This window comes from Mycobacterium sp. RTGN5 (assembly GCF_033804465.1).
Taxonomy (GTDB): domain Bacteria; phylum Actinomycetota; class Actinomycetes; order Mycobacteriales; family Mycobacteriaceae; genus Mycobacterium.
The window spans coordinates 37,030-61,981 of record NZ_JAPZLA010000003.1; the positions used below are offsets into that span (position 1 = coordinate 37,030).

Here is a 24,952-nt window from a genome sequence, read left to right on the forward strand (position 1 = left end):
GACCTCAGAGCGAGAATTCCCGGGATTTATCGCGCTGAGTTCTGACGCAATGACCCCATATCGAGGTAGTAGCGCGGCCTGACGTCACCTGGACTGAACAGCGGGATCTGAGTGCGCGGACGCGGAAACCCGGCCTCGATCAACAACAGGCGCAACCAGGTCTCTTTCGGTGACTGCGCTCCGGCATCCACCAGATCGAGGACTTTCGGGACTCTGCGTACTCCGCTGAGTCCTGGGTGGCGCGACAGCAGCTCCAGCACGTCTTTAGTAGCGAACCGGGTGGCGCAGGAGGCAAGCGCGTCTATGCGTGCCACTGCCTGTCCAACCGTTCCGCCCCGGGCGAGGTCGAACGCCGTGCGCCGCAGTGTCGTCACTGGTAGCCCGTGCAGGGTCCGCACCTCGTCGTCGAGCAGAGTCTCGTCGCGGGTGACGATGCCGTGGGGTGACTTGTTGTTGGGATAGTTGAGTTCGATCGGCGTCTTCGTCGCGTCGACCCATTTCGCGCCGTACAGCGCTGAGGCCGCTACACCGGTGACGACTGCTCGTCGACGCGACCACAGAAACGCCGCCAACGCGTAGTCCTCGACCGAAAGCGGGCCGTCTGCACACGCATACACGTCCGGGAAAACCCGCCGATAGTGCGGATTCTGGTGTTCAGCCATCCACAGCGATCCATCCAGACGTCAGAGCGAGGATTCTGCGGATTCTTCGCTCAGATGTCTGACTTGACGCAGATGGCCCCGCGCACGCGCTCCTCGATCTCGTCCAGTTCGGCGATGGTTGGAGCGTCGATGAAGAACGTGACCGCCCTGTCGTCGGAGCTCCGGATGGGGCCGAGTCGCGCGCCGATGGGCTCATAGACGAGGACGGCGCGCAGCGCCGGCGGGGCGTCAGCGGCGAGCGGGGGGATATCGGGCCAGGGATTGCCGTCGTCGACCCATCGGGGCTCGACGCCGGGCCAGTCGACCGCGACCTCGACGAGTGTGCCGGGCTGGTGCCCGACGTACACCTGGCGTGCGTAGCGTCGAGCCGATGGATAGTCGGCAGGCTCTCCCAACGCGATCCGCAGGATCTCGGGCTCCATCGGCCGGCCCGTCGCGAGTCGGTACAGCACCATGATCCCGTCGCCGGGAGTCCGTGCGGCGACTTCCATCAGGCGCGCCTCGCCCCGATCATCGAGCCGCCATTCGGCGTGAGTGATGCCGTTCTCGACACCGAGCCGGTCGAGCATCTCGATGTTGGCCCGCTGCACCGCATCCCACGCGTCGTCCATAGGGGCGGGCACGGTATGGGCCATCTCGACGAAATACTGCGAGTCGATATCCGTCGTCTCCTTGCGGGTGACGGAGGAGAAAAGCGTCTTGCCGTCCTGCGTCAGGCTTTCCACCGAGTACTCCTGCCCGGCGATCATCTGCTCCACAAGGATGGTCTCCTCCGCCGGATAGCCGTCCAATTGCGCGGCCAACTCGGCCTGGTCGTGCACCATCTGCACACCCTCGCTGGAGTGCCTCGTGGCCGGCTTGACCACAGCAGGGAAGGGGAGCGATCCGTGCTCGACGGCGTCGCGCGTCCCGGGCGGGACCAGCACGGACACCGGACTCAGATCGGGCAGGTACCAGCGCTGCAGGTACTTGTTGCGGCAGGCGCGCGAGGCCCGCAAACCCGGGAAGGGGAGGCCGAAGTAGTCGGCGAGCAGGCCAGTCGGCTCGACGAGCGTCTCCCCGACGGCGTAGATGCCGACCACGTCGTAGTGCTTCCGCCAGCGTTCGGCGTGTTCGATGACGCCGGGGAGGTAAGACCCTTCGCTTGCGACCGACCCGTCGACGAAGGCAACCTCGTCGATCGCGGCGACCGGGTGGGCAGGATCGTCGCCATGCGCCTGCGCATACGAGCGCGAGATGGCGGGCGTGATCACCAGGACCTTCAGGTCCCGGCTGCGCAGGTCATCGATGTACACCGAATCTCGGCAGACGACGGGAAGGTACCCGGTCAGGATGAAAGCGCGAGGCTTCATGATGCGTTCCTTTCTGAAAGTGCCGCGACGAGAGTCCTGTTGACGTTCTTCATGCGTACGGTCGGCGTGCTGGACGGCGGCAGCGGGGCCGCGACTCGCGGGGCTTTCGCTTCCAGCCGCAGGATTCGGCTGCCGATCCGCACGGACATCCCCGGCAGCCACATCGTCGGCTTCCCCGGTGTGATCCGGGTCCATACCGTCTGCCCGGCCAATCGGATGGTGACACCGTTTCTCGACTGGCGGTCGATGATGTACACCTGCCCGCCGATGCAGCGGACCTCCAAATGGGCGCGGGACATCCCGTTGGCGCGGACCTCGATCCGGATCGGCCGTAGCCCATTCAGCGGGGTGTCGCTAGAGCTGGGGTCCCGGCCGACCACACAGTCCCGGTCGAGGACGAATCGCGAATCATCGTCGAGGACAACAGAGTCGAGTGGCCTGCGAATCTGCAGGGTCGTCTGTGGGAACGGCGACTGCAGACGGACGGGAAGCCGGACCGCGGCCAGTCGCACGGTGGCCGGTTCGGCGTTCGGTTCAACGACCTCGTCCGCCATCGGGAAGGGTCGGCTTCGGACCGCCCACCGGATGATGGGTACGGTCGCCAGACCCGCGGCGGCGAGCAGCCCACCGAGTAGCAGCCAGCCGACCTGCCCTATCCCCAGGCACAGGAAGCCGAGCACCGCGGGTGCCACCGCGAACGCGGCGCCGAGGCCCATATCCTGCAGCCCCACATACTCGCTCTGTGCGTGCGCGGGTGCCAGCTCGAAACTCAGCGCGAATACAGCTGCTGCGTGGCACATCTCGCCCACAGAGTGGACGACCACCGCCGCCAGCAAGATCGCCGCGGAGGCCCACCCCGGAAGTCCCGACGACACCGCCACGCCGGCGCACGCGACAAGAAAGACCAACCCGGCGATCCGCATGGCGGCGGCGCCCTGGCGCACGGTCTCAACCTTCCGACCGACCCAGACCTGCAGTGCCACAACGCCGATCGTGTTGACGATCAACACGGCGCCGACCATCCACCGGGGGGCGTTGGTCTCCATCGCGATCCACAGCGGGAGTGCGAACGTGATCACCGCGTATTGCAGACTCATGACCCCGTTGAGGATCGTGTAGGCGATGAACGGTTTATCGCGCAGTGCCACACCGGGCCGCGTTCCAGGCGGAGCAGGCAACGGCGCAAAGTGCGGAAGCCTGGCGCACACCCATGCGCCGATCAGGAAGGTCACGGCGTTGGCGAGGAAAAGCACCTGATAGGCGGCCAAGGTGTTCAGTGTCAGCGCCAAACCCCCGATGGCGGCACCGATGCCGACGCCGGCGTTCTCGATGGCCCGGAGCTGGGATCGGTAGGCGGCTGCGCCTTCGCCGCCGACCCGGCGGATGAGTCCGCCACGCGACGCTCTCGATGCCGCAGTCGCCAGCATCTCGACGACCGTCACCACGACGAACATCCAGATGTGGGTGACGAAGACGTAGCCCACCATGGTCACCGCCAGCACGACCAGGCTCAGTGCAGCGACCCCGCGGGGGCCACGGCGGTCAGCCAGGTGACCCATCGGCACACCGGCGAACAGCCCGATCAGTCCCGCCACGGCCAGCCACAGGCCTACCTCGGTGACCGAGAGTCTCAGTCCCTCAGTGAAATACAGGACCGACGACGTCATGAACATGCCCGTGCCGATGTTGTAGATCCCGGTGCCCAAGCCCAGGCGGCGACGTGCGCCGGGCTCGGGCACCAGGGTCGACAGCCAGTTCCCCATGATCACGCCACTTCGCTGACGCGCTGGTCGGTCATGAACGGGGCGACGGCCCGGTTCAACGGGCGTGAGCACAGCGAGAGGTCGCTGTAGCGCTCCCGCAGTTCGCGCTTGAGCACCTTGCCGGTCACACCCACAGGGAAGTCCTCCGGGGCCATGGCGATGTCGAGCACGGCGATGCGGGGATGACCCGCGGCCGTCAGCACCCCGTTGGCCTCGGCCAGCAGGCGTCCGGCCTCGGCCGGTGACTCGTCGGTGATGATGACGGCGACCGGAACAATCTGCTCGCCGTGGCGGCCGGCGACGACCGCGCAATCGGTGATGGCGCTGATCTCACTGAGCAACATCTCCTCCATGAGTACCGAATAGGCGGTGCCCTCGGCCGTTTCGATGGCATCCTTCGTCCGGTCGACCACGAAGTAATTACCGTCCGCATCCTGGTAGACCAGGTCACCGGTCAGCCAGTAACCACCGAGCTTGGAGCGGTAGGTGGTATCGGAGTCGTTCCAGTACCCGGCAGTTATGGACGGGCCCTTCGCTCCGAAGAAGCCCACCTCGCCAACGGGTGCCTTGCTGCCGTCGGCCCGCAGCACTGCGACTTCGGCGACGGGATCAGGCTTGCCGATGCGGCGGTCCGAACGCTCCGAGGACAGCGTGCGGGGCTGGACCACCAGACCCCAGCCGAGCTCGGTCGTGCCGAAGCGGTCGTAGAAGGTGGGGGGCTCCTGGTCCGGGCTGCGCTTGGCCAGGATGGCGCCTAGGTGAGCCTCGTGGATGGCGTCACCCATGTTGACCCAGTAGTCCACTGAATCGACTGCGCCGATGGGTGTTTCGAGTGCTGCCAGCTCGGAGTAGGCGTGGGCGAATGCCATGACCCCCTTCGGGCGGTGCAGGTGGACGGCCGCCGCCAGCTCTTCACCGGTCGGGTCGTAGAGCGCCACCAGCGGTGTGCCGGCCAGGATGGAGTAGGCGGTGTACACGATGCAGCCGAGATGCGACTGCGGTTGGGCGGTCATCATCCGCTCGTGGGCGGGCTCGACATAGTTCTGCAGGCGGAAGCGGGGCCCCGCGACGCTGGACGCGTGAGTCTGCGTCACCGCCTTCGGAATTCCCGTCGTGCCGGACGAATGCATGATCGACACCGGGTCCTCCGGCGCGTGCTTGAACCGCCAGGCGTCGGGCAACGGAGCCGGGGCAGGGGCAGGCAGGTCCTCGACGAGCTGAACCCAGCGCAGTCCGTCCAATGATTCGATGCCGTCGCTGATCGTCGCCAGGCGGGACTGGTCGGTGTAGATCCCCACCGGCGTGGTGCGCGCGCACAGGCCGAGTGCGAGTGCAGGCGAAGCCTTGCTGTTGATGAGCACGCCGATGGCGCCCAACTGAGCGAGGGCGTTGAGGTGAATGGTGTAGGCGAAGGTGTCCGCCATGTAGAGCGCCACCCGGTCACGCGGGCCGACGCCCTTCTCGTGGTACCAGACCGACCAGCTCTGGGTGAGCGCGTCGAGCTGGGCGAGTGTGAACTCGTTCTGCTCTTCGCCGGCGGTGTTGATCACCGGCCGGCCGGTGCGGATGAATGGGATGTGCGGGTCGGGGTGCACGGCCATGGCCGTGGCCAGCAGATTTCCGCCACCGAGCTCGGGCATTGCGGCCAGGCGGGAACGCTCTTCGGGGGTCAGGATTGCTGTGGTGATGATGGACATGAGTCAAATTCCTTGTCGTTGAGAGTGATTGAGGGAATCAGAGTCCGAGGGCGCGGGCGGCCGTCTCGAGGTGGTGCTGCTGGTGCAGGGCGGAGACGCCGAAGCGCATCAGCCCGGTGCCCTTGGCGACTGTGGGGTAGAAGGCGGGCAGGACCAGGACGCCGGCCTGCTTCAACCGGCGGGCGGCGGCGAACGCCTCGTCCTCGGAGTTGAACAGTGCGCCGCGGACGGGGGAACGCAATCCGGCGTTGACCAGTCGTCCGTTGGTCAGCCGGTCGAACTCGACCGCGTTGTCCCAGAGCTGCTTCTGCAGGTCGGCCACCTGACCTTCGATGTGCAACCATGCTGCGGCAACGTTCGCCGCCAGCATGGGGACCATGATCGAATGTCCGAACACCAACGGGTTCGCGAACTTTCGCATTACTTGCATATCCTGTTCGCTCGGCACCACCACGAAACCGCCCGCGCCACCGAAGGCTTTCGACAGCGAGCCGGCGAGCATGACGTTGTCGGGGAGTGCCCCACCGAGTGCTTCGAATGCGTAACCCGCGCCGAGCCGACCTTCGATCGAAACACCATGGGCGTCATCGACATACAGGTGTCCGCCGGACGGTTCGAGAATCGCGAGCATCGACGCGACGTCGATCAGTCCACCCATCGAGCCGACGCCGTCGACCAACACGATCGGTGTCCGGCCGGTGGCCGCGACCTCGCGGACGACCGCGGGCAGTGCGACCGGGTCGGTCATGTCGAAGCGCCGGGTCGGTCCGATCTGCTCGAGCACACCGCGGATCACCTGGATGGAGGCGTGCGCCGTCTTCTCGACGAGGAACGCGACGCCGGCGTCGGCCACCGGATAGCTGGGCAGGGCGCCGGCGCCCAGCAGCGGAAGCACGCCCAGGTGGACGTTGCTCACCGAGGTGAAGGCAGCGACCTTTGCGCCGCAGTACATCACGGATAGCAGATCTTCCAGCTCGGCGAGGTAGGGCGGCCGGCCCCGGTTGCGGGACGTGGAGAAGTGCAGCCCGAACCGGCCCATCGCCTCGGTCGCCGCGGCGATCAGGTCGGGGTGCGACTCCAGGCCGAGATAGGAGCACGACACGAACTCCACGGCCTGGCTGCGGTCGGCCAGTGTGACCTGCTTGCCGCTCCGGGCGGTGATGACGTGCCCGGTGAGTCCTTCGGCGAAGGCACGGTCCAGTGAGTCCGAGGTCTTGCTGACGCGGGATGCGACCCAGTTGGGCCGGCTCATCAGTTCTGTCATTTGATTGACTCCTTCTGCGTATCTGTTGTGATGGCACGCAGCGCTTTTGCGCTGCGTTCGCGGTAGGCGCCCCGCAGGGGCCCGAGCACCCCGCTGAGACGATCGAGCAAGTCACCGAATGCCGCGGCGTCGTCGCCGTCGACGACATCCGAGAGCTGCGACACTCCGCGCGACAGCGCGCGGCGGGCCGCCGGGGCATAGGGGTTGGCGGCCTGCACGTCCCAATACACCTCCGGTGCCCCGGACGTGATGCGCGCCAGTAGCGAGAGCAGCGCGGCATGCGGCGGCGGTGCGATCCGATCCAGATCGGCAATATCGATGTCCAATTCGGCCAGCGCCGCACCGAAGGCGATCACGGCCGCATGGGTGAGGGCCTGGGTGGCGGCCGACAGCCGGTCGTGTTGATCGGCGGTCACGTTCACCACGCGGGCACCCCATTCTTCGATCAGGTTGTGTAGCGCTCGCCCGCGCCGGCCGTCGCGCACGACTACCGAGGCCACCGGGTGGCCGGCAAAGCCCAATGCGGGTGCGAACATCGGGTTGAGACTTACCGCCTCCACGTCCCCGGCGATCGTCGTGACGGCCTGCAGGGCGCGGACTACTGTGGACTTCACCGACGAGGTGTCGACGATCAGGCCGTCCGGCCGGACCGTTCCGACGAGACGGCCGACGGCGATCAGTGCTGCCGGCTCGGGAACGCACAGCAGCACGGCGTCGGCGCTGCGAACCACGTCGGCCACCTCTGCGCCGGGATCGCTGATATCGCCGCGCACGAAGCGAGTGACCCGGTGGGTCGGTCCGGGTACGGCGTGGTCGACGATGACGACGTCGTTGCCGGATGCGGAAAGATGCTCGGCGAACAGTGATCCCACCGCGCCCGAGCCGCCGGCGATGACGACGCGGCCAACGGTCCCGGTCATTTCGGGTCCTCCTGCCGGCCGGTCGCGGCCAGGGCGGTCATCATCGCCCGCGACTTGACGACGGTCTCGTCGAACTCTCCGTCCGGATCGGACAGGGAGACGATCGCGCCGCCGACGCCGAAACTCACTCGCCCGGAATCGACGACCAGGGTGCGGATCACGATGGACAGGTCGCTGGCGCCGGCGAGTGAAAACCAGCCGAGCGCACCGGAATACACACCGCGGGGGCCCTGCTCGAGCCGGTCGATGATCTCCATCGTGCGGACCTTGGGGGCGCCGGTCATCGACCCGCCCGGGAAGGCGGCGCGGATGCAGTCGACGGCCGAACGGCCGGGAGCGAGTGTGCCGCGGATCGTGGAGACGAGCTGGTGCACCGCCGCATAGGTCTCGACGTCGAACAGCTTCGGCACGTGGACCGATCCCACCGAGCAGACCGTGTTGAGGTCGTTGCGGAGCAGGTCGACGATCATCAGGTTCTCCGCGCGATCCTTGGGGTTGTCCCGCAGCTCGGCCACCAGGGCACGATCCTCGGCGGCGTCGCCGCCCCTAGGCCGAGTTCCCTTGATCGGCTTCGCCTCGACGGCACCGTGCAGGTCGATCGAGAGGAACCGCTCCGGAGAAGCGCTGAGCACGGCGATGTCGCCGAAGTCGAGCAGAGCGCCGAACGGGACGGGGCTGACTCGGCGGAGGTGTTCGAAGGTTGGCAACACCTCGATCTGGGTGTGGACGGTGACCATATTGGTCATGCAGATCTCGTAGGACTCGCCGGCGTTGATCTCGTCGAAGCACTCGTCGATCCGCTTGAGGTAGGCGGCTCGGTCGTGCCGGAGCTCGACGTTCATGCCGATGTCGGGATCGGTCATAGCCGGGCCGGACAGCGTGCGCGCCGCGGCCGGAACGGTCGGAGCGGCGGGAAGAGTGGAAAGGGCTTCGGCGGTCGTCGCCAGCCAGGCGTTGGCCTCAGCGTTGCTGGCGGCGTCCTTCGAGATGGACAGGGCGAGTAGATAACTGGTCCGTGTCGCGTGGTCGAGGACGAGGGCCCGGTCGGCGAACAGCAGGGCGGCGTCGGGTGTGTCGGACTGGTGGGCGTCGGTGCCCCCGGTCTCCGCCTTCAGCTCGTAGCCCAGATAGCCGACATAGCCCAGGTTGAACTCGAAGGGCAGGCCGTCCGGCGCCGGCACCTGGCGGGCGCGCAGCTGGTCGTCCAGGTAGTCGAAGAACGGTTGCCGAACCCGCTCAACGGTCCCGTCGGCCCGTCGGACGACGACCTGGCGGTCGGCGACGCTGTAGGTGACATGCTCGGCCAGCGGGCCGTCACCGTTGCCCATGATCGAGAAGCGCGACAACCCGTCGACCACCGAGCTGCTGTCGAGCCAGAAGCCGTGCTCGCCGCTGGCGAAGAGGGAGCTGTAGGCAGCGAGCGCCTCGGGGTGGATGTCGAGGTGTTGCACGTGCAGGTCGTAGTGGGGACGTTGGGGCTCGGCGTCCGCCGTGGGGGTGACGGCGGACGCCGAGTGGTCTGCGGCGAGGGCGAAGAAGTTGGCCAGCAGGTCGTGGCCGTGGGTACTGCTGATCGATTCGGGATGGAACTGCACGCCCCACAACGGAAGTCGACGGTGACGCACGCCCATCACGACGCCGTCGTCGGTCCACGCCAGTTCCTCGAGGTCGTCGGGAAGCGATGTGACGGCCAGCGAGTGGTAGCGCACGACGTCGTACGGCGAGGGAATTCCGGCGAACAGGTCGACGCCGGTGTGGCGAACGGGCGAGATGCGTCCGTGCATGGGCTCGGGTGCGTTGACGACCTCGCCGCCGAAGAGGTGGCACAGGCCCTGGTGGCCAAGGCAGACGCCGAGCACGGGCAGGCCGCTATCGAGGATCACGCGGGCGCTCACACCGAAGTCGCGATCGTTGTCGGGCCGGCCAGGGCCGGGCGAGATGACGGCGGCATCGAATTCGTCGAATCGTATTTCCGCCCAGGGGGTGTCGTTGCGGATGACGGTCGGCGGTTGCCCGCACACCTCGCCGATCAATTGGTAGAGGTTGTAGGTGAAGGAGTCGTAGTTGTCGACCAGCAAGACGCGCATCAGGCCGCGCTCCCGCCGAGGTCGGCGGCGATGATCAGGTCCTCGATGCGGCACGTCTCCGCAATGATGAGGTCGTACAGCTGCTTCATGAAGTTCGGATCCAGGCTGGTGGCCTCGGCGAACCGGGCGGCGCGCTGCTGCACCACACCGATCCGGTGAGGTTGCATCATGGGCACGCCGTGCTGGCGCTTGTAATGGGCGATGCTGCGGCACACGGCGACGCGTGCACCTAGTGATGCCAGGAATTCCATGTCGATCCGATCCAGCTCGGCGCGCAACATCTCCAAAGTGTTGTGGTGTCTCATGACTCGATCTCCCTTCTCGAAACTTCCGTTAACCGCTGATTCCGTGTTGGTAAAGGACCGGCACCTTGCCGCGTTGCGTGCGCGCGAACTGATCGATGCCGACGCGTTGCACCTCGAAATCCATGCACCGCTGGCTCACGATCACCTCGTGGATTTCGTGGGCATGGCGTAGCGCCGCTCGGGCCGCATCAGTCGTGAATCCCGCCGGGGCGGAAGGAGATACGAGCAGGCGCACCCGATAGCGATGGCCCTCCCACACGACCTGGAACTGACAATCGGACGGCTGGGTCACGCCCAGCGTTCCCAGCGCTGCCAAGAGGTGGTCACTGGAGAAGGTGATGGTGTCGACCGTCATCGAGTTCGGCATGCGGCCAAGGAGTTTGATTGAGCGGGCGGCGCTGCCGCAGGCGCATGCATCGGTCAGCAGGACGCCCCGATCGCCGAGGCGATAGCGCAGCAGCGCCATTCCCGACGTCGTCAGGGGCGTGACGACGAGCTCGCCCGGCGTTCCTGGCGGCACGGGCAGGCCGGCCTGGTCGACGACCTCCAGTACGTTGGCGTCCTCGTGTAGATGATGCACGCCGGTCGTCTGGTGGTGGCATTGGTAACCAAGGGGACCGGTCTCGGAGGTGGAGTAGGCCAGCGATCGCACGGTGAGATCCGGTGCGGCCGAGCGCACTACGCGCTCCCGTTCGGCTCCCAGCGATTCGCCGATGAACAGGAAGTTTCGCAGGGGTAGGTCCCCAGCTCCCGCCAGCAGCTCGGCGCCGTAGGCCGGTGACGCGACCAGGGTGTCGATCCCGTGCGCCTCGATGACTGCCGCGGCATCGGCGGTCGCGGTCAGCTCACCCATGGCGAACGACAGCGCCGGCAGCGACCGGGTGATGTCCTGGACGAACAGGAACGCGCCGTTCAGATCGCCGGGGTAGAGGCAGTTGGCGACCCGGCTCGGCAATGTCTGCAGGGCGGCGCGCACGCCGCGCACTCCGAGATGTCCGACCCGGTCGGTGAAATCCCAGGAGTGGTAGAGGACTTTCGGCCGACTGGCCGTTCCGCTGGAGCGCAGGACGAGCCCGGGGCTCTGGTCGAAGAGAAGCTCAGTCGAATGCGGCGGGCACCCCGCGGACAAATCCGCAGCCGACAGCAGCGGCAGGGAAGCGAGATCGTCGGCGGTGGCGGTGGGTTCCAGCACCCCGAGTCCGGGAAAGCGCCGCGACAGGGCGGTGGATTGGTGTGCGGCACTCAGGGTGGCCCGCAGATTGCGGTGCTGCACGGCCTCGATCTCGTCGCGGGACAGCGCGTCGAGGTTCTCGGCGAGGCGGATGCCTGCCACATCGCGGAACCGTGGCTGCGCCGGGCCGAGGCCCGTCGTCGCCGTGTGGGGCAGGTATGTGGTCATGACTCAAATAGTCGTGACCACGGCCTTCTCACGTAATCGCCGCCGATACCAGATTCCGGCTGTCGAAAGGGAAGGTTTTCCTATCCGTGGAGTAAGGGTCGACGTCGTGTTGCGAAGTAGGGCTCGCGCTGCGACCTGCAGGCCTAGGCTTGCCCAATGCGTATTGAGAACCTGCGAGTCGGTCGCCGTGCGGTGTTCATCGGCGCAGGCGCCGGCCTGGTTGGTCTGGTCGTTGCGGCCTGCTCGACAACCAAGAAGCAGCCGGCCGCAAGCAGCACCGCCGAAGCATCGACGCCGACCAGCGCGACGCCGATCGCGCCTGCCCCGCCAAAGGTCATCGCCAAGACCTCGCAGGTGCCCCTCGGTTCGGGAGTGATCATCGACGACATCGTGCTGACGCAACCGTCGGCGGGCGTATTCACCGGATTGTCGTCAACCTGCACCCATCAAGGGTGCAAGGTGGACCGGGTATCGGCCGGGACGATCGATTGCCCATGCCACGGCAGCAAATTCAATCTCGACGGCACCGTAGCCAACGGCCCGGCGACGGTTCCGTTGCCGACGAAGTCGATTTCGGTCCAAGGCGATTCGATCTTCCTCAACTGAACGAGCGCACGGCGAAGCGGGATTTGGGTCGTCACTGACATTCTGCTCCGGCCTGCCATGCAGGCTCGTACGCTGAGCGGGTCAACCGCCTTCGCCGCTCATGGCGAGTGCGTCAGTGGAGGGCGGAACATCATTGTGGGGACTCACATAACAAAGTCGAGGGTGCTACCGATCGTGATCGGGGGCGTGGTTGTCGCCGCGATGGTGGGCGCGTGCGGTTCGAAGACGACGCCATCGGCCAGCTCGTCCAGCGCCGCCTCGTCCAGCGCCGCTTCGTCGGCATCGGCGACAACCAGCGCGGCGGCGAGCGGCCCAGCGCAGATCATCGTCCCACTGGGCAACGAGCCCTCCGGAACCGTGACGCTGACCTGGGACCCGCAGACCAAGTACATCACCGCGAAGATCGCGATGGTCGGATTCACCCCGGGCAGCACGCACGCCATGCATATCCATCAGGGCACCTGCGACAAACAGGGCGATGTCTTGGTCCCGTTCCTCGACGTGACCGCCGACGACACCGGGAAAATCAATGACTCAATGCTGAGTGCGCAGCCCTCGAATACCGGATTGGTTGCGGGCACACTGCTGAACATCCACCTTGCGCCGGCCAACGAGATGGGTGCACCGGGATCTCAGACGTACATGCCGGTCTCGTGTGCCAATATCGACCCCGCGGCCGGGGCGACACTCCAAATGGCACCGCTGCCGCAGTTCGGCGATCACCCGCAGAGTCAGGCGATACTGAACTACGACCCGGCGGCCAAGACGCTCACCGTGTCGACCCGTGCCACCGGCCTCGTCGCCGGCAGTACTCACGCGGCGCACATTCACGCCGGCTCATGCGATTCACAGGGCAAGGTCGTCTACCCGCTCAATGATCTGGTCGCTAAATCCGATGGCGTTGCCGAGACAACCACTGTCATCAAGGATGTGAGTCAGGCCCCACCGGCGTCCGGCTGGTACATCAACATTCACCTCGGCGAACACGACCAGGTCGAGAAGGACGGTAAGCCCACCCTGCTGTTCGCGCCGATCCTGTGCGGCAACATCACCTAGTAACGCCGCGGCGATGTCTGCTTCTTGTCGTCATCGCCACGGTGATCGTCAGCGCCGCCGGCCTGTTGGGTCCGTCCAGCGTGAGCGCGGACGTCAGGGCACCGGACTCGTTTGTCGACCCGCTCGCTGAGGCCGCCGATACACCAAGTCTGAGCTGGGCTGGCTGCGATGACGAATTTCTCTGCGCGACAGCAGAAGTCCCGATGGACTACAACCTGCCGCACGGCGAACACATTGACCTCGCGGTGATCAAGCTGCCCGCGACCGATCCGGGCAAGCGCATCGGTACGTTGTTCATCAACTTCGGTGGTCCGGGCAATTCCGGGGTGGATCGGCTGCGTCTGCGGGCCAAGTGGCCGTGGCTGTTCTCCGATGAGTTGCGCTCGCGCTTCGACCTGGTCTCCTGGGACCAACGCGGGGTGGCCCGCAGCGCGGCCGTGCGCTGCTTTCCCGACAACGCAGAACAGTGGCGATACCTCGTCCCCAGTCCGGGGCTGCCGGCCGACGCGACGGCCGAAGACGAGCTCTTCGCGTGGGCGCAGGGATTCGCCGACCGCTGCCGGGAGCGCGCGGGGTCGATCGTGGATCACACCTCGTCCGCCAACTCCGCGCGCGATCTCGAGTTGTTGCGTCGCGCGGTCGGCGATCCGGCGCTGACCTATCACGGCATCTCGTACGGCACGCAGCTCGGCGCGATCTATGCCAACCTCTTCCCGGGCCGGGTGCGGGCAATGGTCTTCGACGGGTCGATCGATTTCGAAGGAAACATCTCCGGCCACGGCGCCGACGGGACCACGATTCCGTTGAACACCCGACAGGGCGTTCCGGCCGGCACCGCAGCGGCGTTCGACGAATTCCTCAGGGACTGTTCGGCGGCCGGTCCGCGCTGCGCGTTCGCAGACGGAAATCCCGCAGCCAAATGGGCGGCCCTGACCGACCGTCTTCGCAATGTGACCGTTGACGTTTACGGCCACCCGTGGACGCTGCCGGAGATCGTCGCCTCCACGCTGGCGGTACCGGACAGCTACCGTGAGCTGGCGCAAGCGCTTCAACAGTTCTACGACACCGGCACTGCTGCAACGGAGCTCGTCACCGACATCGTCGGCACCAACCCGCCCCCGGCGGACGTCGAGCAGTTGTATCTGGGCAACCGGGAAGAGGCATACAACGCCATCCAATGCGCCGACAGCGTCGTGCCGACCGATCCCGAGTACTACCGTCACGCATCGACAGTCGCCGCCACTTCCGCACCGGACTTCGGGCGCATCTCGGTATTCGACACGATCCCGTGCGCCTTCTGGCAGGGCCACGACGCCGACCGCTACGCGGGACCGTGGAACCGGCGCACCGCCGCACCAATCCTGGTGCTCAACACCAGAAATGACCCCGCCACTCCGTTGGACGGCGCCTACGCAGGGGCCGCCGAGCTATCTCAGGCCCGCGTCGTCGTGACCGAGGGCGCAGGCCACACCAGCATGTACGTCGCCAGCACCTGCACCGAGCGGGTCAAGCGCGACTATCTGTTTACCGCGGTACTGCCGCCGGTCGGGACGTCATGCAGCCGCGACCACTCACCGTTCAACTAATCCCCAACGCAGAGAGGCGAACTCGGCGATCAGCGCGGTGACCTCATCGGCCACTTGGATCTGCGGGTAGTGGTCCGACCCAAGCAGCATCGCGACGGCGGCCTGCGGCACGTGGGCGCGGACCAGGTCGATCCACCCAGAGCTCTGGCCCGGTGAGAGCGACACCCGCGCCCGCGTCGTATCCATGGTCGTGCTCTGGATGGCGAGCAGCGGGACACTGACCGCGTCCAGAGCGCTCTCGACCTGGCCGGCGTCCCAGCCCGCCAAGTTGGTGATCAGCGGCCTGCCCACCGCCGCCGGAAGCCGCAGCGCGCGATCGACGATGGCCCTGGCGAGGGCGGGATCGCTCGACTCGAAGAACATCGATTCAAAGAACTGCCGCATGAATCGGAGGTAGCCATCCCCGACGAGTTCATCAGCCATGGCCCGCTCGGCAGCCAGGGGATCACCCGCACCAATCCGGCTGCCGTCGACAAGCACCAGTCCGGACACGGCGCCGGGCTGAATTCGGTTCGCCTCGAGGATCACCCGGCACCCCATGCTGTGGCCGACGAGGATCGCGGGCGGCAGTTCCAGCTCGGCCAGTGCCCGTGCGACGCCGGCGCCATAGGCCGTGATGGTGCATTCGGCCGGTACACCCGGGCTCGTCCCGTGCCCGGGCAGCTCGCACACGACGACGGTGGTCCTTGGGGTAAACGCGGCGACCTGAGCGCGCCAGTCCGTCCCGTCACACGCCAACCCATGCACGAAGACCAGCGGGGGTTCACCGGCGCCGGTCTTGATCGTTCGCATGCTCGGAGCTCCTGTCATACCGACAGGATGTGTCCCTCGTTGGCCGGCACCGCGCCGTCCAGCAGTGCGGTGTAGGACTGCTCGACGGCGTCTCGGCCGTGCCCCGTCACCACCGTCAACCAAGGATGTTCGGCGTTGGTGACGGGCTCCATGAACGCCGTCCACGCCGTAGCCATCCGCTCCTGGAATCCCGTTGGGCCCCAATCGGCTATCCGTTTGCGGGCCTGCTCGGGTGCGAAGAACAACACCGGCGCCGGGCCGGGCAGCTCACCGCCGCCACCGAGTGCATCCCAGTGGGTGGCACCGACCGCGCAGCTGTAGGCCAGCCGATCGGCGAGTCGGTGATGTACCGCGCCGCGCACCGCATCGTTACCGCTGAAGTCGACGTACACCGATGCGCTGTGGGGCAGCGCCGTCGCGACCTCGTCGTAGCACAGCACCTCGTCGTAACAGCCCAGCGCGCGGGTGAATTCGGCATTGGCGGGGGATGTGAGCCCGACGACGGTGACCCCTTCGGCCACCCCGCCCCGCTGCGCCAGGCAGAATGCCGTGCCGTAGGCAGTCTTACTCGATGCACTGGAGAGAACCACCGTCGTGGCACCGAAAAAGGCGTTGTCGGCGAGGAAGTCGTCGATCAGGAACGATGTGGCGAACAGGGGCCGAAGCAACGCCTGCTGCCCCTCACGGTCGGCCGCGTAGCCGGGGTCGGCGCTGCACCGCACGTACTGGTTGTAGATCGGATGCAAGGCGCGCCGGTGCTCGGCGCCATCGGTAAAGCCACCGGGATGCACCGCCTCGGCCTGCAGCACGATGTCGTCGCCGATCGGCCAGTAACCGTAGAAGCGCTCACCGACTTCGATTCCGGAGCAGTGTGATTCCACGACCGAGGCGAATCCCCACGCCGGAACATGCCCGGTTGCGGGATCGCCGGTCGGGAAGAACTGCCAGTAGTTCATCGCATCGCCTAGTGCCGCGTAGGTGATGTTGTTCGACGTCAGCGCGAAGGCGTCGATGCGCAGGCGCACCTCGCCGTCATCCAAGGGCTTGGGCTCCGACTCCGCCCAGTGGAACGTGCGCAGGTCGTTGCGTTGCACCACCAACCGTGTGGTCATCGATTCGTCCTTTCCTGACATCGCTCGAATCCTGTCATCGCGGTGCCCCGTCGGGGCCGGATTTCTGTTCGCGCCATGTTTCACCCGCCGAGCGGTAGAGTAGTCGCGTACCAGCAGGTTCAGATTCGGGCCGCGAAGTCCTTTACCGCGAACTGAACGACGAAGGAACCTGCAGATGTCCAAGTCGACTGCGGACTACTCGGAATTGAACGAGATGTTCCGTCACCTCCAATCGCTCGATCAGGGATCGCCGGCATTCCAGCACCAACGCGACGAAATCTTCGAACATAGCCTGGCGCTTGCTGACCACATCGCGCGTCGGTATTCCGGCCGGGGCGAACCGCTCGACGACCTCGTGCAGGCCGCGCGGACCGGCTTGGTCAGGGCCGTCAACCGCTTCGATGTCGACAACGGGGCGGACTTCCTGTCCTTCGCTGTGCCGACCATGACGGGCGAGGTCCGCCGCCACTTCCGGGACCACACGTGGGCGATAAACGTGCCCCGAAGGATCAAAGATCTTCAACCGCAAATAGTCAGGGCGCAGGCAGAGCTGTCCCAGCGGCTCGGACGAGCGCCAGTAATCTCCGAAATCGCCGATCATCTTGATATCCCGCGAGAGCTCGTCGTTGATGCGACGGTCGGTGGCGCCCACTACTCGACACTATCCACCGATATGCCGGCTGGGGTCGGTGACGACTACCGGATCGGTGACGCGATCGGCGATGTCGATCCCAACCTGGACAAGGTGCTCGATATCGAGACGATACGGCCCCTGATCGCCGCGTTACCCGAGCGACAGCGAACCGTTCTCACCCTTCGATTCTTTGAGAACATGAGCCAAACTCAGATCGCCGAACGCATCGGCTGCTCACAGATGCATGTCTCGCGCCTTCTCGCCACGGCACTCGAAGCGATTCGCAGCCATGCCGGTGAGCCCCAGCTGGCGGCGGCCGGCTAGGAACGTTTTCACATCGAGTCTGATTCGCGTTCCGCAACGAGCCAGCGGGCCAGCTCGACAAGCTTGATATTCGAGTCCGCCGAGGCGCGGGCCAGCATCGCGAAGGCTTGCTGACCGGTCAGATTGTTGCGTTCCATCAAAATGCCTTTGGCTTGGCCGATGACGTCGCGGCTGGCGAGCGCCGACTGGAATTGGCGTACCGCGGCCGCGCCAAACATTGCCACCGCCGCGTGCTGGGCGACAACCGCGCCGAGTTCGACTGATTCCTCCGAAAAGCAATGGGCCTGCGCGCCGTAGACGTTCATCGCGCCGAGGTTCTCGGATTCAACGAACAATTGAAATGACAGCAGACTATGAGCTCCCAAAGCCGTTGCCTGCCGGCAGAAGTCAGGCCAGCGAGTTTCGGTCGACATGTCTTCGATGTGCACAGTGTGGTGCTCTCGCAAAGCTGTCAGGCAGGGCCCGTCGCCAAGCTCATTTTGCAGTTCGTCGAGTTTGGCCGCGATGGGATGGGTGGGAGCCCCGGCCAACACTTTGCGGCCCTGGATCAGTGAGATGCCTACCCAGCGTGCTCCGGGCACGATGACTGTGGCTGCCTCGACGATGATGTGCAAGGTCTCGCCGGTGTCCTTCTGGGCTTGCATCCGCACCGCGAGGTCGCCCAGCGTCCGGGCTAACTGCCGGCTGCTCTGGATGGGCATAGCGCCAAGGTACTCGCGGCCGGACACAAACAGTCGGGATTCGGTCCCGCCGGCTACGGGGCTGAACCGGCGGGATCTGAGCAGGTCGTGTGGACGCCCACAACGCGTGCCTAGGTTCAGGTGTGCCCGGTCTCCCTCAACCTAAACCCGTCAACCGGGCACACCCAGCGCCAGCACCGCGGTGTCGTCCTCCACACCAGAACCGAAACTGCCTAGCAGTTCCCGGATTTCGTCGATCAGAACATCGGCGGTAGTCGGGGCGAGGGCGGTGGCGAACCTGCGCAGCGCCCCGTCGTCGTCGAATCGGCGAATTCCGTCGCCGACCCGTGCCTCGGTCAAGCCGTCGCTGTACAGCAGCATGGTGTCGCCCGGGGCCAGCCACAGCGAGGCGTCGACGAACGTCGGCTGGTCGGTCAGGCCGACAGCCATACCGCCGGTGATGTCCAGATAGCTAGCCTCCCCGGAGTAATCGAGCAGTAGCGGCGGTGGATGTCCGCCGCCGGCCAACCGCACTGTGAACCCACCGTCCCGGTGGGTGAGCGTGCCGAACACCACGGTGCAGAAGCTGGGCGTCTCGGCGCGGATTTCCTGGCGCAGAACGGAGTTCAGCCGGTGCAGCACGGTGACGGGGTCGGGGTCGACCACGGCGGCGGTGCGCATCGTGTACCGCATCAACGACGTGATCGCCGCCGCTTCCGGGCCCTTGCCGCACACGTCGCCCAAGAAGAATCCGGAGGTGTCGCGCGACAACGGGAACAGGTCGTAGAAGTCGCCGCCGATGTCCTGTACCGAAGGTTGATAGTGGGTGGCCGCAGTCAGTCCCTCGGGCACGGACAGCGACGGCGGCAACAGTGAGCGCCGCAACGTATTCGCCAACGCCTGCGCCCGGGCCCGCTCGGATTCGGCGCCTTGGCGTTCGTCGAGCAGGGCGAGTTCATACGAGCGTCGGTCGCGGGCATCCTGAATCGCGACGCGGAGCAACGCCGGGCGCCCGTCGTCGCCAATCTTGACGTTGGCGTTCAGGAAGACTGGCCGCCGCGTGCCATCCGCGGCCCGCAACTCGACGCTGATCTCATCGAGCCGGCCGCTCATCGCGAGCATAGGCGCGAAGTGCGTTTCGAAGTGGATGCGCCCGCCGACTGTGAGCAGGTCGACGATCTGCTTGCCGCACAACGACTTCGGGGTAACACCCAGCCAGGAGGCCAGGGTGGTGTTGGCCATGAGGATCTGCCCGTCGGGCGTGGCCGCCAGCTGGCCGTTGGGCCCGTTCTCCCAGAGCTCCTCGACGTCGGTCATCGGCCGGCGAATGCGGCAATGACCTCAGCGGTGGCGTCAGGGGCGCTGACGTGGGGGCAGTGGCCAGTGGCGTCCAGGGTGACCAATTGCCCACCCGGGATGTGATCACGGACGTAGGCGCCCACTTCGGGCGGTGCGATGGCGTCCTGCCTGCAGTCCACCACCAGCGTCGGTACCGAAACCAGGGCCAGGTCGCCCCGGTTGTCGGACAGGAACGTCGCGCGCGCGAAGACCTTGGCGGCGGCGGGATCGGTGCGGCAGAAGGTCGCCGCGAGGTCCTCGCCGAGCTCCGGGCGGTCGGGATTGCCCATGATCGTCGGGGCCATCGTCTGCGACCAGCCCAGGTAGTTGCTCTCCAGGGACTCGAGCAACTCGTCGACGTCGGAGCGAGTAAACCCGCCGCGGTACCCGTCGTCGTCGATGTAGCAGGGCGACGGGGTGACCATCACGAGCTTGGCGAAGCGGGCCGGCGCCGTGGAGACGGCGAGCGCCCCGATCATCGCGGCCACCGAGTGCCCGACGAACACCACGTCGTGCAGGTCGAGTGCGTCGACGAGCTCCACCACGTCCGCGGCGTAGCCATTCAGCGATGCGTACTTGTCGGGATCCCAAGCCGCGGGGTCAGCGTTGCCCGAGCCGACATGGTCGAACAGGACGAGGTCGAAGCGGTCTTGCAGCCGCGAGGCCACCGGATGCCACAGCTGCTGGTCGCAGCCGAAGCCATGGGCAAGCACCAGTGTCGGCCCGCCGGGGTCGCCCACGCGAGTGACGCTATTGCGGGTGACGACATCCATCGGTTCATTGTTGCAGGGGCGCCGAGCCCGGCGGCAATCAACAAGTTTTCGTCCCCCACTCCGGCCGTACACGTTCGCGTCGCCGGCGGGGTGTGCTATACCCCTAGCAAATTACTTGCACGTCAACGTCGGGATAGGTGCCATGGGGCAGCAGGGTCGCTACAACATCGGTCGGGTCGGGGCTTTGGCCGTCGCGCTAGGCATCGGCGGGGCGATCCTCGCTTTGCCGGCCATCGCCGACGCGGACACCGGTGCGGGAAATTCAGGGAAGACGACCTCGTCTGCCGGGAAGCCGGCCGCCCGCAATGCGACGAAGCCCGGCCGTACCCAGAAGGCGCCGGCCGCCGCGGCCAAGCGGTCTGGTGCGCTCTCGGTGGTGAGCCGCAAACCGCTGGATCGGCTGGCGACGGGCACCGATCCGCTTGCTCCCGTGACTGAGCCGCTGTCCTTTGCGGTGCTGGCGGTGACCCGCCGCGAACGGCTCGCTGGAATCACCAGCAGTGCAACCACTTTGGTGCCCAGTGCCAGTGGCACCGGAGACGCCGCACCCAGCGCTACCCTCAACAACGCTGTGCACAACTTCATCGACACCCACCTGCCTGGGTGGTCGCCCATTGCCGACCAGTTGGCGCCCATCGTTGCCGATGGAATCCAAGACCTGCTGAACAACGGCGCCGTTGGTGCCGAAGTTGCTCGGCTGGCCGCGAATGACACGATCCTGCAGTTCGTTTCGACGAAGGTCGCCTCGGCGCTGGGCTCGTACTTCGGCGTGCCCCAATCTGTCGGGACGGTTGTCGGCGACGCCGCGGCCAACTTTGTTCGCAACACCTTGGGCAATACCGGTGTGCAGGGCGCTCTCGACGTGATCGCCGGCGCGGTGCGGCCGACGGGGGATCAGTACGCCGCTATCGCGGCCGGCCTGGCCGCCAATGACATTGCGCCCCTGAGCGTTTACCTCAAGTCGGTCGTTGCCAACTCCTCGGGCGAGATCGCCACCTTCCTGAGCGACGCGACGGTGCGGGCCGCATTGGCTTCCGCCACGTCCCACGCGGTCACCGACCTCACCAGCGGTCCGGCCTTGCGCACGTGGCTCGCGGACCTCGCTGCCGGCTGGGTGTCGGAAGCGTTGGGGAACAGTGCCGCCGGCTCAGCGGTGGGCAACGCGGTGGGCGGTGCAGTCTGGGGCTTGCTGAGTAATACGAATGCGATGCAGGGCCTGGGCTCGGTGGCCGGTGCGGCGGTCTCGGATCTGTTGGGCACGCCGGGCGTCGCCGCAGCAGCGGCAAACTTCATCACGCAGTTCGGCACCGGAGTCTTGGGCGGGACGAACTGGATTGATGCGCTGGACACCGCTTGGCAAGGGCTGCTGGCGGATTCGGCGTTCCGCTCGGCCTTGGGGCCGGCCGCGGGCAACGCGGTGTATGGGTTGGCCACCAACTCTGCTGTGGTCTCGGCGCTCGCGACGACCGTCACGGGTCTGGTCACCGATGTCGCCGGTAACGCGGCCGTGCAGACGCTCCTCGGCGAGTTGCTCGGACCCACCTACGGCCCGACGCTGGCGAGCACCCTGGCCGATCCGACGTCCGCGGCTCAACTGGCCGCGACGGCGGGCGCGGTGATCACGAGCTTCCTCGGCCAGGCCGGGGTGGCCGCGGCGTTGTCAACCACCACCGACCAGATCGTCACCGCCCTGCTGGCCGGAGCGGAGTTCTCCGACGCTCTGCAATACGGCCTGCAGTCGCTGGTAGCCGATCCCACCGTGGTGGCCGCGTTCAACGCCACCGTGCCGGACGCGCTGCAGGGTGTGCTGAAGGCCCCCGCCGTGCAGCACGTGGTCAGCGACTTGGCGCAGGGTGTTGTCGCCAATCTGCTCGACAAGACACCGCTGAACGGCCAGGCGGTGAGCCAGCTGACCAAAGCGGCAGTGGACGCCTTCGTGGCCAACCCGGCCGCCCAGAACCTGATCGGCAGCCTGGCCGGCGATCTCCTCAACGGAACACCGACGGCCGAGCTGGTGAACAGCGTTGTTCAGCAGGTGGTCAAGAGCCAGGCACTGCAAATCGCGCTGGGCCAGGCAATCGGTCAGGGCATCGGCGCACTGCTCGGCGACAACCCGGTCGCCTTCGCGCTTGGCCAGTTGGCCGGAGTGGCGGCGGCGCTGTTCTTCGGGTTCGCGTCGGGGGCCGCGCAGCTGTTCGGCGCAACCGGCGGTGCGGCTGCCGCCAGCATCCCGACCGGGAACTCCTTTTTGCTGGTGCCGGTGCCGGTTGCTTGACAAGAAAGCGGCGTCAATCGCGGGCCGTTAGGGTCATACTGAAGCGTCTAGCAAATTCATCAGAAGTGATCTGATCTGAGGGGAGCGGCATCATGATCATCGCCGCAAAGTCACGTTCCACCATCACCGGCGTCCTCGCCGCGAGCGCCACCGCCACCGGGCTACTCGCCGGAGCCGCCTTGGGGTCCGCGCCTACCGCGAACGCGAGTTGCGCGTCCTTCTTCGGCCTCGGCAACAGCGCCGACTGCAGCAGTACGCTACTGAGCGTCGCCGTCGCGATCGGCAACGGCGCAACCGCCCACTCCACGTCGTTGTTTGGCGCATCCTTCGCTGTCGGTACCAACGCCTCCGCGTCCACCACCAATGCGCTCACCCTTGCCACCGCGGTCGGCGACGGATCGGTCGCGAAAGCCGGCGGTTTTCTCGGCATCGCGACTCAGGTTGGATCGGGTGGCTCTGCCACGGTGAATCCGGGCGGCGTGCTCAACGTCGCAACGAATATCGGAGGCGACAACAACACCGTCGCAACCGGTAACGCCACGACGGGATCTATCCTCAACTGGGCTACCAACCTCTTCGGCAACGGCAACACCGTCACCGCGGAAGGTGGAATTGCGAACTGGGCCACGAACTTCGGTGGCAACACCAACACCGTGATGACAAACGGAAGTCTGTCGAACACGGCCACCAATATTCTGGGCAGCAACAACACCGTAATCACAACGGTTGGCTATTTGAACTGGGCGCGAAACGTTTTGGGTGACGGCAACACCGTCTCGGTTACGGGCGGCTACTACAACTCGGTCCGAAACTTTATCGGCAGCGGCAATGCTGTCACGATCACTGGTGGCTACGGAAGTTTTGCGCGAAACCTGTTCGGCAACGGCAACACCGTCTCGACGGGGGCGGGCATTTCGTCCCTCGCCACCAATCTCTTGGGAAGCAACAACCATGCCATCGTGACAGGCGGGTATTACAACACCGCGCGGAACTGGTTCGGCAACGACAATGACCTGACGATCGGCGGCGGCGGCAGCAACCTGGATTTCGGTTTCAACCTGTTCGGCAACGGCAATCATCTGGCCTCCGGGCCCGGCCAGTTTAATATTGTCTTCAACGGCGCCGGAGGCGGCAACACCGTAACCGGCGGACCCGGCGACTTGAACCTCGCATTCAACACGTTCGGCAGCCTGAATAACGTCAAAGCTGGCCCGGGACCGCTCGCCCTTGCCGGCACCATCTTCAGGACTGGTCTGACCGTCACCAAGACGAACCCGGGCATCGCGATCAACAACTTCCGCATCGGTGGGGCACAAGCGACCGGCCCCCAAAGCGCCAAGGCTGCCGCGCCGAAGGCCAGTGCTAGCGGCAAGAAGGCAGCCAAGCCGTCCGGACCCAAGGGCGGCAAGCGCACTCGCTAACGAGCCGCGCTGGGCCGTGTGCCACAACAGCTTCACCGTTCTCGGTGTAGTGGACGCCGTCAAGTAGCCGAGGCTGAGGCGCGAAGAAACTGCAGTAGTCGATTACTCAATGCGCGTCGCCGTCGGGCTCCGACGATGGTTGATGTGAGCGTGGTGCTCGCACTCATCAAGAGTCGGGGGAACGACCATGAGTAATTCGCAACAAACAGCGACATCAAACGGGCGATCAACGACGACGAGCGCGGTGACGACCGATCCGGACGACTATGGCACGGTGCCCTGGGACCCGGACATGATCACGTTGTCCGACCTGCGCGGCCGAGTTGTCTACCGCCCGAAGCCGCCGACTGAGCCGATCGATCTTCGTGCGATTCCGCTGCCGCTGCCGGTCGGGGAGGTCGCGCTGGGAGAACTGGTGCTCGACTTGACCGCGCGCCACCCATACGTAGACACCGGGTGGATGGACTTCTATGAACCGGGTCGTTGGGACTGCACGGACGACACCATCTACATGTCCACGATCCAGACGAGTCAGCCGGGGTCCCTGGGTCCGAGTTGGACAGGCACCGTTGGCTACGCGAATTTCACTGCGCCGGCGGACAATCTGTACGCCGTCGTGGTGAACTTCTCCGGCTCTTCGACGTCGCAGAGCATGGACTTGATGGGGCCGTGGGGCAAGACGACCACGTTCCTGCCGTGGACGGGCTTAAACCAGTATGGGCAATATCAACCCAAGGCAGCTGCAGCCACAGCGGTTTGGGATGCCAAGGCCGGTGACAAGTTCGATTGCAGTTTTCTTGCGCACACGGGGTCCACGACCAACGTGATCCTGCCCGGGTACTTCGATATCCCGATCCCGCTCGTGTTCTTTCACTCGTTCCAGGTGTATACCGCCGCCTAGAACGG

Annotated in this window: 22 protein-coding genes; 7 read left to right on the top strand and 15 right to left on the bottom strand. The window is 66.0% G+C overall.

Annotation, left to right across the window (positions count from 1 at the left end; translation table 11 throughout):
• Window positions 1-26 precede the first annotated feature (26 nt).
• Genes SLQ31_RS17060 through SLQ31_RS17100 form a run of 9 tightly spaced genes read right to left on the bottom strand, consistent with a single transcriptional unit; the run spans window position 27 to window position 11,449 of the window.
• Window positions 27-662, bottom strand: a complete 636-nt coding sequence (locus SLQ31_RS17060) for a hypothetical protein (protein WP_319434778.1) — start codon at window positions 660-662, stop codon at window positions 27-29.
• A 50-nt stretch (window positions 663-712) separates the two neighbouring features.
• Window positions 713-2,014, bottom strand: coding sequence for an ATP-grasp domain-containing protein (locus tag SLQ31_RS17065; protein WP_319434779.1), 1,302 nt, complete (start codon window positions 2,012-2,014; stop codon window positions 713-715).
• A complete protein-coding gene (locus tag SLQ31_RS17070; protein ID WP_319434781.1) occupies window positions 2,011-3,777 on the bottom strand; it encodes an MFS transporter in 1,767 nt (588 codons plus the stop codon). The genes SLQ31_RS17065 and SLQ31_RS17070 overlap by 4 nt, the downstream gene beginning before the upstream one ends.
• 2 nt (window positions 3,778-3,779) lie before the next feature.
• On the bottom strand, window positions 3,780-5,474 hold the full coding sequence (locus tag SLQ31_RS17075; protein ID WP_319434783.1) for a class I adenylate-forming enzyme family protein: 1,695 nt from the start codon (window positions 5,472-5,474) through the stop codon (window positions 3,780-3,782).
• Between the two features lie 37 nt (window positions 5,475-5,511).
• Entirely contained in the window at window positions 5,512-6,738 is a 1,227-nt protein-coding gene (locus tag SLQ31_RS17080; RefSeq protein ID WP_319434784.1) for an aminotransferase class I/II-fold pyridoxal phosphate-dependent enzyme, read from the bottom strand.
• Window positions 6,735-7,658, bottom strand: a complete 924-nt coding sequence (locus tag SLQ31_RS17085) for a prephenate dehydrogenase (protein WP_319434786.1) — start codon at window positions 7,656-7,658, stop codon at window positions 6,735-6,737. The genes SLQ31_RS17080 and SLQ31_RS17085 overlap by 4 nt, the downstream gene beginning before the upstream one ends.
• Entirely contained in the window at window positions 7,655-9,745 is a 2,091-nt protein-coding gene (pabB, locus tag SLQ31_RS17090) for an aminodeoxychorismate synthase component I (protein WP_319434788.1), read from the bottom strand. The genes SLQ31_RS17085 and pabB overlap by 4 nt, the downstream gene beginning before the upstream one ends.
• Window positions 9,745-10,050, bottom strand: coding sequence for a chorismate mutase family protein (locus SLQ31_RS17095; protein ID WP_319434791.1), 306 nt, complete (start codon window positions 10,048-10,050; stop codon window positions 9,745-9,747). Before SLQ31_RS17095 ends, pabB begins: the two co-directional genes overlap by 1 nt.
• A gap of 28 nt (window positions 10,051-10,078) precedes the next feature.
• Window positions 10,079-11,449, bottom strand: a complete 1,371-nt coding sequence (locus tag SLQ31_RS17100; protein ID WP_319434793.1) for a hypothetical protein — start codon at window positions 11,447-11,449, stop codon at window positions 10,079-10,081.
• Between the two features lie 156 nt (window positions 11,450-11,605).
• On the opposite strand from SLQ31_RS17100, the gene SLQ31_RS17105 reads away from it, so the two are divergent.
• Window positions 11,606-12,055 (top strand): ubiquinol-cytochrome c reductase iron-sulfur subunit, encoded by a 450-nt coding sequence (locus SLQ31_RS17105; protein WP_319434795.1) that lies wholly within the window; start codon window positions 11,606-11,608, stop codon window positions 12,053-12,055.
• Window positions 12,056-12,198: 143 nt separating this feature from the next.
• On the opposite strand, the gene SLQ31_RS17110 is transcribed toward SLQ31_RS17105, so the two are convergent.
• Window positions 12,199-12,477, bottom strand: coding sequence for a hypothetical protein (locus tag SLQ31_RS17110; RefSeq protein ID WP_319434797.1), 279 nt, complete (start codon window positions 12,475-12,477; stop codon window positions 12,199-12,201).
• Between SLQ31_RS17110 and SLQ31_RS17115 the strand changes: the two genes are divergently transcribed.
• A complete protein-coding gene (locus tag SLQ31_RS17115) occupies window positions 12,464-13,111 on the top strand; it encodes a CHRD domain-containing protein (protein WP_319434799.1) in 648 nt (215 codons plus the stop codon). The two genes, SLQ31_RS17110 and SLQ31_RS17115, sit on opposite strands and share 14 nt — an antisense overlap.
• A 41-nt stretch (window positions 13,112-13,152) precedes the next feature.
• Window positions 13,153-14,697, top strand: coding sequence for an alpha/beta hydrolase (locus SLQ31_RS17120; protein WP_319434801.1), 1,545 nt, complete (start codon window positions 13,153-13,155; stop codon window positions 14,695-14,697).
• Here SLQ31_RS17120 and SLQ31_RS17125 read toward each other — a convergent pair.
• Window positions 14,683-15,507: an alpha/beta hydrolase gene (locus tag SLQ31_RS17125; protein ID WP_319434803.1), complete on the bottom strand. Its 825-nt coding sequence runs from the start codon at window positions 15,505-15,507 to the stop codon at window positions 14,683-14,685. The two genes, SLQ31_RS17120 and SLQ31_RS17125, sit on opposite strands and share 15 nt — an antisense overlap.
• Window positions 15,504-16,601 carry a DUF2855 family protein gene (locus tag SLQ31_RS17130; RefSeq protein WP_319434804.1) on the bottom strand — a complete coding sequence of 366 codons (1,098 nt, stop codon included), beginning with the start codon at window positions 16,599-16,601 and terminating at the stop codon, window positions 15,504-15,506. Before SLQ31_RS17130 ends, SLQ31_RS17125 begins: the two co-directional genes overlap by 4 nt.
• 175 nt (window positions 16,602-16,776) lie before the next feature.
• Between SLQ31_RS17130 and SLQ31_RS17135 the strand changes: the two genes are divergently transcribed.
• The gene (locus tag SLQ31_RS17135; protein WP_319434806.1) at window positions 16,777-17,559 is read left to right on the top strand and encodes a SigB/SigF/SigG family RNA polymerase sigma factor; all 783 of its coding nucleotides are present in this window, start codon (window positions 16,777-16,779) and stop codon (window positions 17,557-17,559) included.
• 8 nt (window positions 17,560-17,567) lie between these two features.
• Here SLQ31_RS17135 and SLQ31_RS17140 read toward each other — a convergent pair whose 3' ends face one another.
• The 3 genes from SLQ31_RS17140 to SLQ31_RS17150 form a co-directional block, all read right to left on the bottom strand.
• Window positions 17,568-18,260, bottom strand: coding sequence for a GAF and ANTAR domain-containing protein (locus SLQ31_RS17140; protein ID WP_319434808.1), 693 nt, complete (start codon window positions 18,258-18,260; stop codon window positions 17,568-17,570).
• Window positions 18,261-18,410: 150 nt separating this feature from the next.
• Window positions 18,411-19,556: a SpoIIE family protein phosphatase gene (locus SLQ31_RS17145; RefSeq protein WP_319434810.1), complete on the bottom strand. Its 1,146-nt coding sequence runs from the start codon at window positions 19,554-19,556 to the stop codon at window positions 18,411-18,413.
• Window positions 19,553-20,350: an alpha/beta hydrolase gene (locus SLQ31_RS17150; protein ID WP_319434812.1), complete on the bottom strand. Its 798-nt coding sequence runs from the start codon at window positions 20,348-20,350 to the stop codon at window positions 19,553-19,555. The genes SLQ31_RS17145 and SLQ31_RS17150 overlap by 4 nt, the downstream gene beginning before the upstream one ends.
• A gap of 142 nt (window positions 20,351-20,492) precedes the next feature.
• Between SLQ31_RS17150 and SLQ31_RS17155 the strand changes: the two genes are divergently transcribed.
• The 3 genes from SLQ31_RS17155 to SLQ31_RS17165 all read left to right on the top strand — a co-directional run bounded on the left by SLQ31_RS17155 (window position 20,493) and on the right by SLQ31_RS17165 (window position 24,947).
• Complete coding sequence (locus SLQ31_RS17155) at window positions 20,493-22,625, top strand: hypothetical protein (RefSeq protein WP_319434814.1); 2,133 nt, start codon at window positions 20,493-20,495, stop codon at window positions 22,623-22,625.
• A gap of 92 nt (window positions 22,626-22,717) precedes the next feature.
• Window positions 22,718-24,046, top strand: coding sequence for a hypothetical protein (locus SLQ31_RS17160; protein WP_319434816.1), 1,329 nt, complete (start codon window positions 22,718-22,720; stop codon window positions 24,044-24,046).
• A gap of 244 nt (window positions 24,047-24,290) precedes the next feature.
• Window positions 24,291-24,947: a hypothetical protein gene (locus SLQ31_RS17165; RefSeq protein WP_319434818.1), complete on the top strand. Its 657-nt coding sequence runs from the start codon at window positions 24,291-24,293 to the stop codon at window positions 24,945-24,947.
• Window positions 24,948-24,952: the final 5 nt, after the last annotated feature.